15 protein-coding genes are annotated in these 16,801 nt (G+C 66.8%); 7 read left to right on the plus strand and 8 right to left on the minus strand.

Translation table 11 applies throughout. From position 1 onward, the window contains the following. Positions 1 to 433 precede the first annotated feature (433 nt). The 5 genes from NYO99_RS00965 (at position 434) to NYO99_RS00985 (ending at position 5,888) form a co-directional block, all read left to right on the plus strand. On the plus strand, positions 434 to 1,441 hold the full coding sequence (locus NYO99_RS00965) for an NAD-dependent epimerase (protein ID WP_268165233.1): 1,008 nt from the start codon (positions 434 to 436) through the stop codon (positions 1,439 to 1,441). A 70-nt stretch (positions 1,442 to 1,511) separates the two neighbouring features. After that, positions 1,512 to 2,846: a UDP-glucose dehydrogenase family protein gene (locus NYO99_RS00970; protein WP_268165234.1), complete on the plus strand. Its 1,335-nt coding sequence runs from the start codon at positions 1,512 to 1,514 to the stop codon at positions 2,844 to 2,846. 63 nt (positions 2,847 to 2,909) lie between these two features. Beyond that, a complete protein-coding gene (locus NYO99_RS00975) occupies positions 2,910 to 4,013 on the plus strand; it encodes a nucleotidyltransferase family protein (RefSeq protein ID WP_268165235.1) in 1,104 nt (367 codons plus the stop codon). Between the two features lie 256 nt (positions 4,014 to 4,269). Next, positions 4,270 to 4,554 (plus strand): helix-turn-helix domain-containing protein, encoded by a 285-nt coding sequence (locus NYO99_RS00980; RefSeq protein WP_268165236.1) that lies wholly within the window; start codon positions 4,270 to 4,272, stop codon positions 4,552 to 4,554. 2 nt (positions 4,555 to 4,556) lie between these two features. Beyond that, positions 4,557 to 5,888 (plus strand): type II toxin-antitoxin system HipA family toxin, encoded by a 1,332-nt coding sequence (locus NYO99_RS00985; protein ID WP_268165237.1) that lies wholly within the window; start codon positions 4,557 to 4,559, stop codon positions 5,886 to 5,888. Between the two features lie 33 nt (positions 5,889 to 5,921). Here the strand turns inward: NYO99_RS00985 and rfbC are convergent, their stop codons facing one another. From rfbC to NYO99_RS01025, 8 genes are all read right to left on the minus strand, one after another. Next, on the minus strand, positions 5,922 to 6,473 hold the full coding sequence (gene rfbC, locus NYO99_RS00990) for a dTDP-4-dehydrorhamnose 3,5-epimerase (protein ID WP_268166435.1): 552 nt from the start codon (positions 6,471 to 6,473) through the stop codon (positions 5,922 to 5,924). A gap of 8 nt (positions 6,474 to 6,481) precedes the next feature. Beyond that, positions 6,482 to 7,366: a glucose-1-phosphate thymidylyltransferase RfbA gene (rfbA, locus tag NYO99_RS00995; protein ID WP_268165238.1), complete on the minus strand. Its 885-nt coding sequence runs from the start codon at positions 7,364 to 7,366 to the stop codon at positions 6,482 to 6,484. Between the two features lie 24 nt (positions 7,367 to 7,390). Next, entirely contained in the window at positions 7,391 to 8,272 is an 882-nt protein-coding gene (rfbD, locus tag NYO99_RS01000; RefSeq protein ID WP_268165239.1) for a dTDP-4-dehydrorhamnose reductase, read from the minus strand. Positions 8,273 to 8,284: 12 nt separating this feature from the next. Next, positions 8,285 to 9,340 (minus strand): dTDP-glucose 4,6-dehydratase, encoded by a 1,056-nt coding sequence (rfbB, locus tag NYO99_RS01005; RefSeq protein ID WP_268165240.1) that lies wholly within the window; start codon positions 9,338 to 9,340, stop codon positions 8,285 to 8,287. 105 nt (positions 9,341 to 9,445) lie between these two features. After that, entirely contained in the window at positions 9,446 to 10,891 is a 1,446-nt protein-coding gene (locus tag NYO99_RS01010; RefSeq protein WP_268165241.1) for a mannose-1-phosphate guanylyltransferase/mannose-6-phosphate isomerase, read from the minus strand. A gap of 12 nt (positions 10,892 to 10,903) precedes the next feature. Then, entirely contained in the window at positions 10,904 to 11,917 is a 1,014-nt protein-coding gene (gene galE, locus NYO99_RS01015) for a UDP-glucose 4-epimerase GalE (RefSeq protein WP_268165242.1), read from the minus strand. A gap of 9 nt (positions 11,918 to 11,926) precedes the next feature. After that, on the minus strand, positions 11,927 to 13,183 hold the full coding sequence (locus tag NYO99_RS01020; RefSeq protein WP_268165243.1) for an outer membrane beta-barrel protein: 1,257 nt from the start codon (positions 13,181 to 13,183) through the stop codon (positions 11,927 to 11,929). Beyond that, positions 13,173 to 14,561, minus strand: coding sequence for an undecaprenyl-phosphate glucose phosphotransferase (locus NYO99_RS01025; RefSeq protein WP_268165244.1), 1,389 nt, complete (start codon positions 14,559 to 14,561; stop codon positions 13,173 to 13,175). Before NYO99_RS01025 ends, NYO99_RS01020 begins: the two co-directional genes overlap by 11 nt. Positions 14,562 to 14,688: 127 nt before the next feature. Here NYO99_RS01025 and NYO99_RS01030 point away from each other — a divergent pair, with 127 nt between their 5' ends. After that, entirely contained in the window at positions 14,689 to 15,225 is a 537-nt protein-coding gene (locus NYO99_RS01030) for a hypothetical protein (protein ID WP_268165245.1), read from the plus strand. Next, positions 15,222 to 16,784 carry a ubiquinone biosynthesis regulatory protein kinase UbiB gene (gene ubiB / locus NYO99_RS01035; protein WP_268165246.1) on the plus strand — a complete coding sequence of 521 codons (1,563 nt, stop codon included), beginning with the start codon at positions 15,222 to 15,224 and terminating at the stop codon, positions 16,782 to 16,784. The genes NYO99_RS01030 and ubiB overlap by 4 nt, the downstream gene beginning before the upstream one ends. Positions 16,785 to 16,801: the final 17 nt, after the last annotated feature.

Genomic DNA, 16,801 nt, shown 5'->3' on the forward strand with positions numbered 1-16,801 from the left:
CCGCCACCACACGCCGTCAGCAGGGCGCTTGTGCAAACAATCAGCACTCGCTTGGTGCGTTGCGTGACGTGGAAGAGCTGGGTCAACATGGCGGTCGAACGAGGTGGCGTCGTTCAGCGGGTACAGCAGATGGGCCGGGATTCTGTCGGCATCGACGGACGCTTGGTATGTGCAGATGTCGCTTGCTGCTGAGGAGGTCCGTAATGCTTTGAAACCATCGAGAAGCAGTGCGCGTAAACAGCTTGCTAGGTGTGCGGTGGTGCTTGTGTGGTTGGCTTATCGCGAGGCGCGGCGGGCTCGCTGAGTGATCCCTGTATGCGCGGGGTAGGCTCGTTCGAACGCGAGTTGCAGCCATCAACACGGGCGAGAATGCATGCGGCCGCTGTGAATCGGCCGCTTCGCCGCGATTGTTTTGAGCCACTTGGGGAAATCAGTGAAGGTACTCGTCACCGGCGCCGCCGGCTTCATCGGCATGCATGTCAGCCAGATCCTGCTGGCGCGTGGGGATCAGGTGGTTGGCCTGGACAACCTGAACGACTACTACTCGCCGCAGCTCAAGCACGACCGGCTGGCGCGGTTGACCGGCAAGCCGGGCTTCAGTTTCGTGAAGATGGATGTGGCGGATCGCGAAGGCATGGCCAAGCTGTTTGCCGAGGAGCGGTTTGACCGTGTCGTGCACCTGGCTGCGCAGGCCGGGGTGCGTTACTCCATCGAGAACCCGCACGCGTACATCGACAGCAACATCGTCGGCTTCACCAACATCCTGGAGGGCTGCCGCCACAACGGCGTGCAGCACCTGGCCTACGCGTCCAGCTCCAGCGTGTACGGCGGCAACACGCTGATGCCGTTCTCCGAGCATCACAGCGTGGACCACCCCATCAGCCTGTACGCGGCCACCAAGAAGGCCAACGAGCTGATGGCGCACACGTACTCGCACCTGTTCGGGCTGCCGACGACGGGGCTGCGCTTCTTCACGGTGTACGGCCCCTGGGGCCGGCCGGACATGGCGCTGTTCCTGTTCACCAAGGCCACGCTGGAGGGCAAGCCCATCAACGTGTTCAACCACGGCAAGATGGTGCGCGACTTCACCTACATCGACGACATCGCCGAAGGCGTGGTGCGCGTGCTGGACCGCACGGCCACGGCCGACCCGGCTTACGACCCGGCCCAGGCCGACCCGGCGCGTTCCAGCGCGCCCTACCGCGTGTTCAACATCGGCAACCACGCGCCCATTCAGCTGATGAGCTTCATCGAGGCCATCGAGCAGGCGGTGGGCCGCGAGGCGGTGAAGAACTTCATGCCCATGCAGGACGGCGATGTGCCTGCCACGCATGCGGACGTGGAAGAGCTGGCGGCCTGGACGGACTTCCGCCCGGCGATGCCGGTACCAGAAGGCATTCAGCGTTTTGTCGCCTGGTATCGGGACTACTACAAGGTCTGAAGCCAGCTGGCATGTCATGTGCGTGGGTTACAAACGCCGGAATTGGTTTTCGTGAACAAGGGATAGAGAGATGAAAGTCACCGCCATCGGCACGGGCTACGTGGGCCTCGTCACTGGAGCTTGCCTGGCCGAGATGGGCAACCATGTGGTGTGCCTGGACGTGAACCCCGAGAAGATCCGCATCCTGAACGAGGGCGGCATTCCCATCCACGAACCGGGGCTGGACGCCGTGGTGCGGCGCAACGTGGCCGCCGGGCGCCTGCAGTTCACGACCGACGTGGACAAGGCGGTGCAGCACGGCACCATTTTGTTCATTGGCGTGGGCACGCCTCCCGATGAGGACGGTTCGGCCGACCTGCAGTACGTGGTGGCCGCGGCCCGCTCCATCGGCCAGCGCATGACGGACTACAAGGTCATCGTCGACAAGAGCACGGTGCCCGTGGGCACGGCTGACAAGGTGCGTGCCGCCGTCAAGGAAGAGCTGGAAAAGCGCGGCCTGGGCGGCATGGACTATTCGGTGGTGTCCAACCCCGAGTTCCTGAAAGAAGGCGCGGCGGTGGAGGACTTCATGAAGCCTGACCGCATCATCGTCGGCTCGGACGACGAGCAGGCCACGCTGATGATGCGCGCGCTGTATGCCCCCTTCAACCGCACGCAGGACCGCATGCTGGTGATGGATGTACGCAGCGCCGAGTTCACCAAGTACGCGGCCAATGCCATGCTGGCCACGCGCATCAGCTTCATGAACGAGCTGGCCCTGCTGGCCGAGCGCGTGGGCGCGGACATCGAGCTGGTGCGCCGCGGCATCGGCTCTGACCCGCGCATCGGTTACCAGTTCCTGTATGCGGGTGCCGGGTATGGCGGCTCCTGCTTCCCCAAGGACGTGAAGGCGCTGGTGAAGGCGGCCGCTGACACCGGCATTCCGCTGAAGGTGCTGACGGCCGTGGAAGAGGCCAACGAGCGCCAGAAGCGCGTGCTGGTGGACAAGGTGGTGGAGCGCTTCGGTGCCGACCTGACGGGCCGGCGGTTTGCGATCTGGGGTCTGGCCTTCAAGCCCAACACCGACGACATGCGTGAGGCGCCGTCGCTGGTGATCATCGACGAGCTGACCCGGCGTGGCGCAACCATTGCGGCCTACGACCCGGTGTCCATGCCCGAGACGGCGCGGGTGCTGGGCCCGCGCGATGACGTGGCGCTGGTGGAGCGCGCCGACGCGGCGCTGCAGGGCGCGGATGCGCTGTTGGTGGTGACGGAGTGGAAGGAGTTCCGCACGCCGGACTTCGACGCCATCAAGGCGGCACTGAAGCAGCCGGTGGTTTTGGACGGCCGCAACCTGTACGACCCGGCGCTGATGAAGACGCTGGGCTTTGAGTACCGCGGCATCGGTCGCGGGTTGCTGGCTTGAGTCAATGCGCTGGCCTGCGGCTTGCTTGCCGCAGCTGAAAAGACGCTTGAGAGGGAGATACCGATGACCAAGGCCATGATCCTGGCAGCCGGCCAAGGCACGCGCGTGCGGCCGTTGACCAAGCACACACCCAAGCCCATGGTGCCCATCCTGGGCAAGCCGGTGATGGAGTACCTGGTGGAGCACCTGGCCCGCCATGGCGTGAAGCAGATCATGGTGAACGTGGCCTTCATGCACTGGAAGATCGAGAACTACTTCGGTGCGGGGGCGCGCTGGGGTGTCGAGTTGGGCTACTCGTACGAAGGCGTGCGCGAGCAGGGCGAGGTGGTGTGCAAGCCGGTGGGCTCGGCCGGCGGCATGCGCAAGATCCAGGACTTCGGCGGCTTTTTCGACGAGACCTTCATCGTGATCTGCGGTGACGCCGTCATCGACCTGGACATCACCGCCGCCGTGGCCGAGCACAAGGCCAAGGGTGCGATTGCCAGCGTGGTGACGCTGGATGTGCCGCGCGAGCAGACCAAGAACTACGGCATCGTCGTCGCCGATGCGGACGGGCGCGTGACGTCCTTCCAGGAGAAGCCCAAGCCGGAAGAGGCCAAGAGCACGCTGGCGTCCACGGGCATCTACATCTTCGAGCCCGCCGTGCTGGACCTGATCCCGGCAGGTGTGGAGTTCGACATCGGCAGCCAGCTGTTCCCGCTGCTGGTGGAGAAGGGCCTGCCGTTCTTCGCGCAGAGCCGCCCGTTCAACTGGATCGATATCGGCCGGGTGACGGACTACTGGTCGGTCACGCAGCAGGTGATGGCCGGCGGCGTGGCGCAGATGGACATCCCGGGTCGCGAGGTGCGACCGCAGGTGTGGGTGGGGCTGAACACCTCGGTGGACTGGGACAAGGTGCAGATCGAAGGGCCGGTCTACATCGGCTCCAACGTGCGCATCGAACCCGGCGCCCGCGTGGTGGGCCCGACCTGGATTGGCCACGGCTCGCACCTGCGCAGCGGTGCGGTGGTGGAGCGTTCGGTGCTGATCGAGCACACGCGCATCGGTGAGGGCCAGGCGGTGCGCGAGATGATCATCTCGCCGCAGTACTGCGTGGATCGTTCGGGCCACACCACGTATGTGGGTGACGAGCTGACGCCGCTGCGCTGGGGCGACGCGCGCGCCTGACCCAGCGCGCGCCGTCGCCGCACTGGCCGATGTGCGCTTGAGGCGCCGCAGCCTGACTGGACTGCCCTCGTAGACAGACCGTCACGAGGGCCTTTTTGTCGGTAGGCGGTTGGCCTCCAGGTCTTCAGGCGCCTGAGCGCTTTGGCGGGCTGAACACGGGGGGTGGGTAAATCGCTATCGGCGATATCTTGGATTTATCGCCTATGGCGATATATTTGGGATATCGGTATCGGCGATGTACCGTCAACCCCAAGCCATGAACCAAATCCTCTCCATCCCTAGCCAGCTTGGTCTTGTCCTCCGAGCTGCGCGCAAAGGCGCCCAGCTCAGCCAGAAACAGCTGGCTGCGAAACTGGGCCTGAGCCAGAACCGTGTGTCCGAGTTGGAGACCGACCCGGGCGCCATGCGGGTTGAGCAGCTCTTTGCCGTCATGGCCGTGTTGGGGTTGGAACTGCAGGTGCAGGCGCGGGGCGGCGAGCCAGTTGCTGACAGCGCGGGCACTGTGGGCGCAGCGCCACCCATCGGCACGGTGGAGTGGTAGCTGTGGGGCGCCCAACACACGCCAGGGCGCTGTCGGTCTGGGCCAACGGCGAACGGGTCGGCAGGTGGACCATTCCCGCCCGGGGCGAGATGGCGTTTGACTACGACCCGGGCTGGATCGCCTCAGACGCCGGTCGACCGTTGTCGCTGTCCATGCCTTTCACCGGCGCGCAGGCCTTGCGCGGCAGCGTGGTCAACAACTACTTCGAGAACTTGCTGCCCGACAGCGAGCCCATCCGAAAACGCTTGGCCGCGCGGTTCAAGACCGACACGCTGGAGGCGTTTGACCTGCTTGAGGCCATCGGCCGTGATTGCGTCGGCGCCGTCCAACTGCTTGGCGCTGACGAGTCTCCGGTCAACGTCACAAGCATCGAGGGCACGCCGCTCAGCGAGGGTGATGTGGAAGCGCTGCTGCTGGCGGCGGTAGGGGCCGGCGAACGCGTGGGGGCCGATGACGACGACTTTCGAATCTCGCTGGCAGGCGCCCAGGAGAAGACGGCGCTCCTGCGGCATGACGGCCAGTGGAAGCGCCCCCAGGGGGCGACCCCGACCACGCACATCCTGAAGCTGCCCATCGGCCTGGTGGGCGCGCGCAAGGCGGACTTCGGCACGTCGGTGGAGAACGAGTGGCTCTGCTTGGAACTGATGCGAGAGCTTGGGCTGCCGACGGCCAAGACGGAGATGCTTCAGTTTGGAGGGCAGAAGGTGCTCTGCGTCGAGCGCTTTGACCGACAGATGCACTCCTCAGGCGCGTGGCTCCTGCGCCTGCCCCAGGAGGACTTCTGCCAAGTCAATGGCACGGCGCCCCACCGCAAGTACGAGGCCGATGGTGGGCCCGGCATCGCGAACATTGCCCGCGTTCTCGCAGGCTCCGTGAACGCACAGGCCGACCTCACGAACTTTCTCAAGGCGCAGCTGGTTTTCTGGATGCTGGCAGCCCCAGATGGCCACGCCAAGAATTTCAGCTTGCGCATCCTGGCGCGCGGGCGTTATGCGCTCACGCCGCTCTACGACGTGATGTCCATCTGGCCCGTTGAAGGAAACGGCGCGAGCCAGTTCTCCTGGCACAAGGCCAAGCTCGCGATGGCGTTGCAGAGCAAGCATCGGCACTACCACTTCAAGGACATCCAGCGTCGTCACTTCAACGCGACGGCTGCCAAGTTCTTTCAGCGCGACAGTGCGGAGGATGTGATCGAGTCGGTGCTGAATGACCTTGAGCGAGCAATCACCGTCGTGACGGCCAGACTGCCTGCCGGGTATCCGGAGGCAGTGGCGATGTCGATCTTTGCGGGCCTGCGACGCACCGCCAAGTTGCTGGCTGACGCGGCGCCCTGAGCGCGGCGGGCGGGTCGTGCGACCCGCTGGACCTCACTCGAAGGTCTTGGCGTCTGCCAGCAGTGGCGCCGCCACGTCCTTGGCTGACAGCTGCGGCGCGATGCCGTTCAGCGGCCATTGGATGCCGATGGCGGGGTCGTCCCAGCGCACCGTGCCTTCGCATTCGGGTGCGTAGCGGCCGCTGGTCTTGTAGAGGAAGTCGGCGGTCTCACTGGTGACGACGAAGCCGTGCGCGAAGCCCGGGGGAATCCACAGCTGGCGGTGGTTGTCGGCCGTCAGCTCGACGCCCACCCAGCGGCCGAAGTTGGGGCTGGAGCGGCGCACGTCGACGGCGACATCGAACACGGCGCCCGAGGTGCAGCGCACCAGCTTGCCCTGGGGGTGCGGGTCCAGCTGGTAGTGCAGGCCACGGAGCACACCGCGCGAGGAGCGGGAGTGGTTGTCCTGCACGAAGTGCACGTCGTGGCCGAGGGCTGCGTTGAAGCGCGCCTCATTCCAGCTTTCGGTGAAGAAGCCGCGGGCATCGCCGAAGACCTTGGGCTCGACGATGCAGACCTCGGGAAGTGCGGTGGGCGTGATCTGCAACAGGCTCATCAGAACGCCTTCTCCACCAGCAGCTTCTGCAGGTACTGGCCGTAGCCGTTCTTGGCCAGCGGCTTGGCCAAGGCTTCAAGCTGGGCAGCGTCGATCCAGCCTGAGCGGAACGCGATCTCTTCGGGGCAGGCGACCTTCAGGCCCTGGCGCTTTTCCAACGTGGCGATGAACTGGCCGGCTTCCATCAGGCTGTCATGTGTGCCCGTGTCTAGCCAGGCGTAGCCGCGGCCCATGATCTCGACGTTGAGCTGGCCACGCTTGAGGTACTCGGCGTTGACGTCGGTGATCTCCAGCTCACCGCGCGCGCTCGGCTTGATGGCGGCGGCGATGTCGCAGACCTGCTCGTCGTAGAAATACAGGCCGGTGACGGCGTAGTTGCTCTTGGGGGCCTTGGGCTTCTCTTCGATGGACAGCGCGCGCTTCTCAGCATCGAACTCGACGACGCCATAGCGTTCAGGGTCGTTCACGTGGTAAGCGAAGACACTGGCGCCAGTAGCCTGGCTGGTGGCGTCGTTCAGCAGGCCGGCGAAATCGTGGCCGTAGAAGATGTTGTCGCCCAACACCAGCGCGCTGGGCGCGCCGTCGACAAAGTCCCGGCCTAGGATGAAGGCCTGGGCCAGACCGTCCGGGCTGGGTTGCACGCAGTAGCTGATGTTCAGGCCCCAGCGGGCGCCGTCGCCCAGCAGCGCCTCGAAGCGCGGCGTGTCCTGCGGCGTGCTGATGATGAGGATGTCGCGCATGCCCGCCAGCATCAGCGTGCTGAGCGGGTAATAGATCATGGGCTTGTCGTAGACCGGCAGCAGCTGCTTGCTGATGGCCAGCGTGGCCGGATGCAGCCGGGTGCCGGAGCCCCCGGCGAGGATGATGCCTTTGCGGTTCTTCATGGATGCACTCCCTGCAGATCCAGATCAGAGGATTTCGGTCAGCATGCGCTGCACGCCCTGCTGCCAGCGCGGCAGCTGCAGGCCGAAGCGCTGCTGCAGCTTGGCGGTGGACAGGCGCGAATTCAGTGGGCGCGCAGCCGGCGTGGGGTAGTCGCTGGTGGGGATGGGCAGCACCTGGTCAGGGGCCACCTTGACCGGCTTGCCCTGCGTGCGGGCGAACTCGATGACGAAGCGGGCGTACTCATGCCAGCTGGTCTCGCCGCCAGCGACCGCGTGGTAGGTGCCGGTGAGCGCCGGATTCACGCGCGCGGCGCGCAGCATGTGCACGCTGAGGTCGGCCAGCAGGTCGGCGCCGGTGGGGGCGCCGATCTGGTCGGCGATGACCTTGAGCTGATCGCGCTCGGCGGCCAGGCGCAGCATGGTCTTGGCAAAGTTACCGCCACGCGCGGCGTAGACCCAGCTGGTGCGCAGGATGAGGTGCTGGCAGCCGCTGGCGCGGATGGCGTCCTCGCCCTCGGCCTTGGTGCGGCCGTAGACGCTCAGCGGCGCGATGGGCGCCTCTTCGTCGCGGGCGTGCTGGCCACTGCCGTCGAACACGTAGTCGGTGGAGTAGTGCAGCAGCAGCGCGCCCAGGCGCTTGGCCTCGATGGCCAGCAGGGCCGGCGTGGTGGCGTTGATCTGTCGGGCCAGTTCGGGCTCGCTTTCAGCCTTGTCGACCGCGGTGTGGGCCGCTGCATTGACGATGACCTGCGGTGCGATGGCCTGCACGCGGGCCAGCAGCGCCTCGGGTTGCGTGAAGTCGCCGCCGTCATCGTGATCCAGCGCCACCACCTCGCCGGCAACGGCCAGCGAACGTTGCAGCTCCCAGCCGACCTGGCCGCCTTTGCCCAACAACAGAATCTTCATGGTCAGGCGTACTCAGGCGTATTGCTTGGAGACCCAGTCCTTGTAGGCGCCGCTCTGCACGCGGGCAACCCACTCGGGGTGGTCGAGGTACCACTGCACCGTCTTGCGGATGCCGGTCTCGAAGGTCTCGGCCGGGCGCCAGCCCAGCTCGCGCTCGATCTTGCGCGCGTCGATCGCGTAGCGGCGGTCATGGCCCGGGCGGTCTTTCACGTAGGTGATGAGGCGGGCGTAAGGGCCTTCGGCCGAGGGGCGCAGTTCGTCCAGCAGCGCGCACACCGTCTTGACGATGTCGATGTTGGCCTTCTCGTTCCAGCCGCCGATGTTGTAGGTCTCGCCCAGCGTGCCGCCGGCCAGCACGGCGCGGATGCCGCTGCAGTGGTCAGTCACGTAGAGCCAGTCGCGGATCTGCTGGCCGTCGCCGTAGACCGGCAGCGGCTTGCCGGCGAGGGCGTTGACGATCATCAGCGGGATTAGCTTCTCAGGGAAGTGATAGGGGCCGTAGTTGTTGGAGCAGTTGGTCGTGACCACCGGCAGGCCGTAGGTGTGATGCCAGGCGCGCACGAGATGGTCGCTGGCCGCCTTGCTGGCGCTGTAGGGGCTGTTGGGCTCGTAGGGGTTGGTCTCGGCGAAGGGCGGGTCGCTGGGCTTGAGCGAGCCGTAGACCTCGTCCGTGGATACGTGGTGGAAGCGGAAGGCGGCCTTGGCCTCGCCCTCCAGCGCACCCCAGTAGGCGCGTGCCGCTTCCAGCAGCGTGAAGGTGCCGTCGACGTTGGTGCGCATGAAGGCGCCGGGGCCGCTGATGGAGCGATCCACGTGACTCTCGGCCGCGAAGTGAACGATGGCGCGGGGCTGATGTGTCGCCAGCAGGCTGTCGATGAGCGCGCGATCGCAGATGTCGCCCTTGACGAAGGTGTGGCGCGCGTCGCCGTCCAGGCTGCTGAGGTTCTCGAGGTTGCCGGCGTAGGTCAGCACATCGAGGTTGACGACAGGCTCGTCGGACTGGCGCAGCCAGTCCAGCACGAAGTTGCTGCCGATGAAGCCGGCACCGCCGGTGACGAGGATGGTCATGGTGTCTTGTCAGTTCTGGCCTGATCCCCAGTTTGGCCCAACTTAGTGCACCGAGGAAAAAAAACAGGCCCGTGTCACCGGGCCTGTTAGGGGCGTTTTTGCTGGTCAGGCGCGACCGTAGGTGTCCTCAAAACGGACGATATCGTCCTCGCCCAGGTAGGAGCCGGACTGGACTTCGATGATCTCCAGCGGCACCTTGCCGGGGTTGGCCAGGCGGTGGGTCTGGCCCAGCGGGATGTAGGTGGACTGGTTCTCGGTGAGCAGGATGGTCTTGTCGCCGTTGACGATCTCGGCGGTGCCGCTGACGACGATCCAGTGCTCGGCGCGGTGGTGGTGCATTTGCAGGCTCAACGAGGCGCCGGGCTTGACCATGATGCGCTTGACCTGGTGGCGGGGGCCGTTGTCGATGCTGTCGTACCAGCCCCAGGGGCGATGCACCTTGCGGTGCAGCGACTGCTCGCCGCGTTGCTCGGCGCCCAGGCGGTTGACGATCTGCTTGACCTCCTGGCTGCGCGCGCGGTCGCTGACCAGCACGGCGTCGGCCGTCTCGACGACGACGACGTCCTTCAGGCCCACCACGCCCACCAGTCGGCTGGTGGCGTGCACCAGCGTGTTCTGGCTGTCGGCGATCAGTGCATCGCCGACGAAGGCGTTGCCGGCCTCGTCCTTCTCCGCGACCTGCCAGACGGCCTCCCAGGCGCCGAGGTCGTTCCAGCCGGCGTCCAACGCCACCATGCGCAGCGGGATGTCGGTGCCCGGGCAGCGCTCCATGACGGCGTAGTCGACGGACTCGCTTGGCACGGCGGCGAACTCAGCCTTGCCCGGGCGCACGAACTTGCCGTCGGTCTTGCGCGCCGCCCAGGCCGCGCGGGTGGCCTCGGCGATGTCGGGGCGGAAACGCTCCAGGGCCTTCATCCAGACGCTGGCGCGCAGCACGAACATGCCGCTGTTCCAGTAGTAGCCGCCTTCCGCGAGGTATTTCCCTGCGGTGGCGAGGTCGGGCTTCTCGACGAACTGCGCCACGGCCAGGCCGCCGGCATCGGCGGTGGTGCGGATGTAGCCGTAGCCGGTCTCGGGCCGGTCGGGCGTGATGCCGAGGATGGTGATGCCACCTTCGGCGGCGATGCGCACGGCCTGCTGCAGCGCGGCGGTGAAGGCGGCGCCGTCGGTGACGGTCTGGTCAGCCGGCGTGACGACGAGCACCGGGTCCTCGCCGCCCTCGAGCGCCGCAAGTGCCGCGAGCGTCAGGGCCGGCGCGGTGTTGCGGCCCAGCGGCTCCAGCACCACGCTGCTGGGCTCCTGCCGGGTTTCGCGCAACTGATCCAGCACGAGGAAACGGTGCTCGTCATTGCCGACGATGCAGGGCGGGGCCAGTTCGAGGTCCGGCGCGGCGAGTGCCGCCAAGCGGCGCGCGGCGAGCTGGAACAGGCTCTCGTTGCCCGACAGCACGAGGAATTGCTTGGGGTAGCCGGCGCGCGACAACGGCCACAGCCGGGTGCCGGAGCCACCAGCCATGATGACGGGCAGGACGGGGGTCTTGGAGGTCGACATGTAGTTCTCAGTTCAGTTGAAGCCTTGGGGGTTGTCGTGCTGCCAGCGCCAGCTGTCGGCACACATACGAGCCAGGTCCAGCTTGGCCTCCCAGCCAAGCAACTCGCGAGCCAGTGCCGGGTCGGCCCAGCAGGCCGCCACGTCGCCGGGGCGACGCGCGACGATCTCGTACGGCACGGGGCGGCCGCTGGCAGCCTCGTACGCGCGCACCAGGTCCAGCACGCTGTAGCCCTGGCCGGTGCCGACGTTGACGGTCAGCGAGCCGGGCTGGTCCAGCAGCCGGCGCAGTGCGGCGACATGGCCTTCGGCCAGGTCCATCACGTGGATGTAGTCGCGCACGCCGGTGCCGTCTGGCGTCGGGTAGTCGTTGCCGAACACCGACAGCGCCGCGCGCCGGCCCACGGCCACCTGGGCCACGTAGGGCATCAGGTTGTTGGGCGTGCCGCGCGGGTCTTCGCCGATGCGGCCGCTTTCATGCGCGCCGACGGGGTTGAAGTAGCGCAGGCTGGCGGTCTGCCAGGCCGGTTCGGCTGCGCCCAGGTCCCGCAGGATCTGCTCGCCCATCAGCTTGGTGGCGCCGTAAGGGTTGGTCGCGGAGGTCGGGGCGTCCTCGCGCAGCGGCAGTTGATCCGGGGAGCCGTAGACGGTGGCGCTGGAGCTGAACACGATGCGCATGCAGCCGTGGCGCTTCATGACCTCACAGGTGTTGACCAGGCCGCCGATGTTGTTGCGGTAGTAAGCCAGCGGCTGGCTGACCGACTCACCCACGGCCTTGAAGGCCGCGAAGTGCACGACGGCGGCTGGGCGGTGGCGGGCGAAGACCGCGTCCATCTGCGCGGTGTCGCAGACGTCGGCCTGCTCGAACTCGATGGCGGCCGGCGCCAGCTCGGCCAGGCGCTCCAGCACGCGCGGCGAGCTGTTGGCGAAGTTGTCCACGCCAACGACACGGTAGCCCGCCGCCTGCAGGGCCAGCCAGGTGTGCGAGGCGATGTAGCCGGCGGCGCCGGTGAGCAGGACGGTCGTCATTGCGTGAGCTCAGTAAAAGATGGCCTGGCCGGTGCAGCCGACGCTGTTGGCGCTGAAGATGTACTGCGGCACGCTGCTGTCGCGCTCGACATGGTCCGCCTGGCAACTCAGGTTGAAGCTTCGCGAGAAGGCCCAGCGCAGGCCCAGGTTGTAGGACTTGGTGTCGTCCAGCGTGTCGGCGATGGCGGCGCCCGAATCGCTGCTGCGCCGCGCGTTGTTGCTGCTGGCCCGGGCGCTGAGGCTGAGCTTGGCGGTCAGCGCGTAGCTGCCGCCCAGCTGCCAGCTGGTGTAGACACGGTTCAGGTCGCCGGTGCGGACGGTGCTTTCCTGGCCCGTGTCGCGCGCGTACTGCAGGTTGAGCTGCAGTTTGGCCGTGGGCTGCCAGGCCAGGCCCACGGAGCCGGTGGTGCCGCTGAAGTCACGCAGCTGGTCCAGGCTGTTGCTGGTCTTGCTGCGGCTGATGCGGGTGTTCAGGCTGCTGCGGCCGCCCAGCGTCCAGCGGGTGGTGAAGTCGATGTCGTCGCGCGTGTAGTCGTTGCGAGCGGTGACAGCGACAGGCAGCAGTGTCGTGGGGTCCAGTGCGAACTGGCCGGTGGGGTAACGCGGGTTGTGGCCCTTGGTGCGCCGCCCGACCAGGCCCAGCCTCACGTTGCCGGCCGGTGTGGCGTACGCCCCCAGCGAGCCGGCGTTCTGGCGGTAGACGTAGCGGCTGTATTCCTCGGCGCTGAAGTCGCGCTGGCGCTGCGTGACGCCGGCTTCCAGCGAGTAGCGCGTGCCGACACCAAGCCGGGCCAGCGCCTGGTACTCGTCGTTGCTCTCGATGTTCTTCTTGAAGATCTGCGTCGTGCCGTCGCCGCGGTTGAAGTCGGCCATCGAACGGTCGTTCTTGGCGCTCAGGGTGCCCGACAGGTTGGCGATCGTTTCCCAGTTCAGCGCGCCACGCAGGCTGTGCGAGCGGTAGTTCAGCTCGCGGTTGTTGCTGTAGCGGTTGTTCTGCAGCGCACCGTCCAGCGTCAGGTGCTGGCGGCCCAGGCGCGTGTCGATGCCGCCCAGCAGGCCGGCGCTCGTCACCGTGTCGCTGTTGGGCGTGTTGGCCTGGCGGTAGACATTGGACAGGTGCGACACGCCCAGCGAGGCGCCCGCGTAGAACGGCACGGTGTCGTCGGTCTGGGCGTGAGCGCCAGGCAGCGCGGCCGCCAGGGCCGCCGCGAGTGCGAGGCGTGCCGGGCCAGCCCGGCGCGTGGCGCGAAGAAGTTCAGTAGGCATGTCGATCAAACACCACCAGCCGCACGGTGCGCAGGATGATCTGCAGATCCAGTGCCAGCGACCAGTTGCGCAGGTATTCCAGGTCGTATTCGACGCGGGCCACCATCTTGTCGATGGTGTCGGTCTCGCCCCGCAGGCCGTTCACCTGGGCCCAGCCGGTGATGCCGGGCTTGACCTTGTGGCGCACCATGTAGGCCTTGATGAGCTTGCGGTATTCCTCATTGTGGGCCACGGCATGCGGGCGCGGCCCCACGATGCTCATGCGGCCCTGCAGCACGTTGATGAACTGCGGCAGTTCGTCCAGCGAGGTCTTGCGGATGAAGGCGCCAAAGGGCGTGATGCGCGCATCGCCCTTGGTCGCCTGCTTGACGACGGCGCCGTTGTCCTGCGTGCGCATCGAACGGAACTTGTAGACGATGATTTCCTCGCCATCCAGGCCGTTGCGACGCTGCTTGAAGATGATGGGGCCCGGGGAGCTGAGCTTCACGCCGATGGCCAGTGCGAGCAGGATGGGTGAGATCAGCACCAGGATGACAGACGCCAGCACGATGTCGCTGATTCGCTTGACCAGTCGGTTGGTGCCAGTGAACGGGGTTTCGCAAATGCCGACAACCGGCACGCCGTTCATGTCCTGCAGGCGGCCCTGGATGATGCTGATGCCGAACACGTCCGGCACGAAGAACAACGATGCCGTCGTGCCTTGCACCTGCTCCAGCAACTCCACGATGCGCGGCTGCGAGCCGAGCGGCAGCGTGATGTAGACCTCGCGCACACCTTTCTCGCGCACGAACTCGCTGAGTCGGTTCAGCGGCCCCAGCAACTCGACGCCCGCATCCGGGTGCAAGCGCTCGCGGTTGCGGTCATCGAAATAGCCCAGGCAGATGACACCCTGTGAATCGCGCAGCGCCCGCGCCACCTTGTGGCCCAGAGCGCCCGCGCCCACGATGACGGCGGTACGGCGTGCGGCTGGGTCGCTGCCGCGCCAGCGTTGTACGCGCCTGCCGATCTCGATGGCGGTGATCTGCAGCACCGGCGTGAGGGCCGCCCACCACACCAGCACCTCGGTCTCAAAGTAGTGCAGGCTGCTGGTGGCATAGCCGCAGAGCAGCAGGATGCCCAGCAACACCACCCAGGAAGACAACACATCCACGATGGCGCTGGCCGGGTGGTCGTTGAACCGGTTGCGGCCCGGGAACGTCAGCGCGAACACCAGCAGGCACAGCGTCAGCGTGGGGCGCAGCACGGGTTCGTCGAAGTGACCGTTCACGAGCAGGAAGGTCAGCACGATGAGGCCCGGCTCCAAGAACGCAGCGACGAGCGACTCGACCGATTGCGGGGCGCTGTAGAAGGTTCTCTTGTAGCTTCGATCCTCGAACATCGTGTTCCGGTGCGGGTTTGACGTGACCAGGGGCTTGCAAAAAGCGATCCGGGATTCTCCCCTAACAATTTTGACAACCGTGCGGGGCTCGTCCCCTGTTCAGGGCCCACTGCCTACAATCTTGAGCATGCCCGTCTCCTGGCCCATGCCCTCCCTGTCGCCGCTGCTGATGCCGGCTCTCCAAGACCGCCTCGTGCTGTTGATCAACCATGTGGTGTCGCGCGAGCCCATTGCGGCGCAGCGGCTGCGGCCGCTGGCCGGGCGGGGCCTGGTGGTGACGCTGTCGGGCTGGCCGTCGGTGCTGCCGGCAGCACCTGACCTGGTGCTGGGTGTCACACCCGCCGGCCTGTTCGAGCGGCTCGACGCGCCGCCCGCAGGGCAGGGCGGCCTGCGCATCGAGATTGACGCTTCCAATCCGGCGAAGCTCGCCTTGGGCGCGCTCAGCGGCGAGGCGCCGCGCGTCAGCGTGCAGGGCGACGCGGCCTTTGCCGGCGAGATGCACTGGCTGATGGACAACCTGCGCTGGGACATCGAGGACGACCTGGCAGGCATCGTCGGCCCGCTGCCGGCCCGGCAACTGGGCCAGTTCGGCCGGGCGCTGCGGCGCACGCTGTCCGGCGTGGCCGGGCGCTTTGCTGCCAAGACGGCCGGTAGCGGCGCATGAGGTTTTTCTCCCGGCTGCTGGTCATCCTGTGGACGATCTGGCGCTTCGGCCTCGATGACCTGGCGCTGTCGGGCCTGCAGCGCCGCCGCTTCCAGCTGCTGAGACGCGCAACCCGCCTGGGCCGGCGCTGGCAGGAGCCGCGCGGTGTGCGGCTGCGCCTCGCCTTGGAGCGCCTGGGCCCCATTTTTGTGAAGTTCGGTCAGGTGCTGTCCACGCGGCGCGACCTGCTGCCGCCGGATGTGTCGCTGGAACTGGCCAAGCTGCAGGATCGCGTGCCGCCGTTCCCAGCCGCGCAGTCGCGGGCGTTGGTGGAGCGGGCCTTCGGCCGGCCGCTGGCCGAGCTGTTCGCCAGCTTCGACGCCGAGCCGGTGGCCAGCGCCAGCATCGCGCAGGTGCATTTCGCCACGCTCAAGGACGGCCGCGAGGTGGCCGTCAAGGTGTTGCGGCCGGGCATGCTGGACATCATCGACGACGACCTGGCGCTGATGCGCCGGCTGGCGGTGTGGATCGAGCGCTTCTCGGCCGACGGTCGCCGCCTCAAGCCGCGCGAGGTGGTCGCCGAGTTCGACATGTACCTGCATGACGAACTCGACCTGGTGCGCGAGGCGGCCAATGCGGCGCAGCTGCGCCGCAACATGGACGGCCTGGGGCTCGTCATGGTGCCGGAGATGCACTGGGATCTGTGCAGCCCCGAGGTCATCGTCATGGAGCGCATGAAGGGCGTGCCTATTTCGCACCGCCCCGCGCTGGATGCCGCCGGCATCGACATCAAGAAGCTGGCCCGCGATGGCGTGACCATCTTCTTCACGCAGGTCTTCCGCGACGGCTTCTTCCACGCCGACATGCACCCCGGCAACATCCAGGTGAGCCTGGCGCCCGAGACCTTCGGCCGCTACATCGCACTGGACTTCGGCATCATCGGCACGCTGACCGAGGTGGACAAAGACTACCTGGCGCAGAACTTCATCGCCTTCTTCCAGCGCGACTACAAGCGCGTGGCCGAGTTGCACATCGCGTCGGGCTGGGTGCCGTCCGAGACGCGCGTGGATGCACTGGAAAGCGCCGTGCGTGCCGTCTGTGAGCCGCACTTCGACCGTCCGCTGAAGGACATCTCGCTGGGCCAGGTGCTGATGCGGCTGTTCCAGACCTCGCGCCGCTTCAATGTCGAGATCCAGCCGCAACTGGTGCTGCTGCAGAAAACGCTGCTGAACGTCGAAGGCCTGGGCCGCGAGCTGGACCCCGAGCTGGACCTGTGGGCCACGGCCAAGCCCTTTCTGGAGCGCTGGATGAATGAGCAGGTCGGCTGGCCGGCGTTCCAGGCGCAGCTGATGAAGGAGGCGCCGCGCTTTGCGCAGCTGGTGCCGCAGATGCCGCGCCTGCTGCACGACGCACTGAAGCAGCAGGCCCGAGGGCAGGGCGATGCCGAGCTGAAGGCGCTGGTGCGCGAGCTGCGCAGCACCAACCGGCTGTTGTCGGGGCTGCTGTGGGGCGCGGTGGGCTTCTCGCTTGGCATCGGCCTTGCGTGGCTGGCGCTGCGCTTTCTGGACCTCGGCCTCTAGGCCTGCGAAGGCGCGCC

The organism is Roseateles hydrophilus (genome assembly GCF_026712245.1).
In the GTDB taxonomy this organism is placed as follows: Bacteria; Pseudomonadota; Gammaproteobacteria; order Burkholderiales; family Burkholderiaceae_C; genus Pelomonas; species Pelomonas hydrophilus.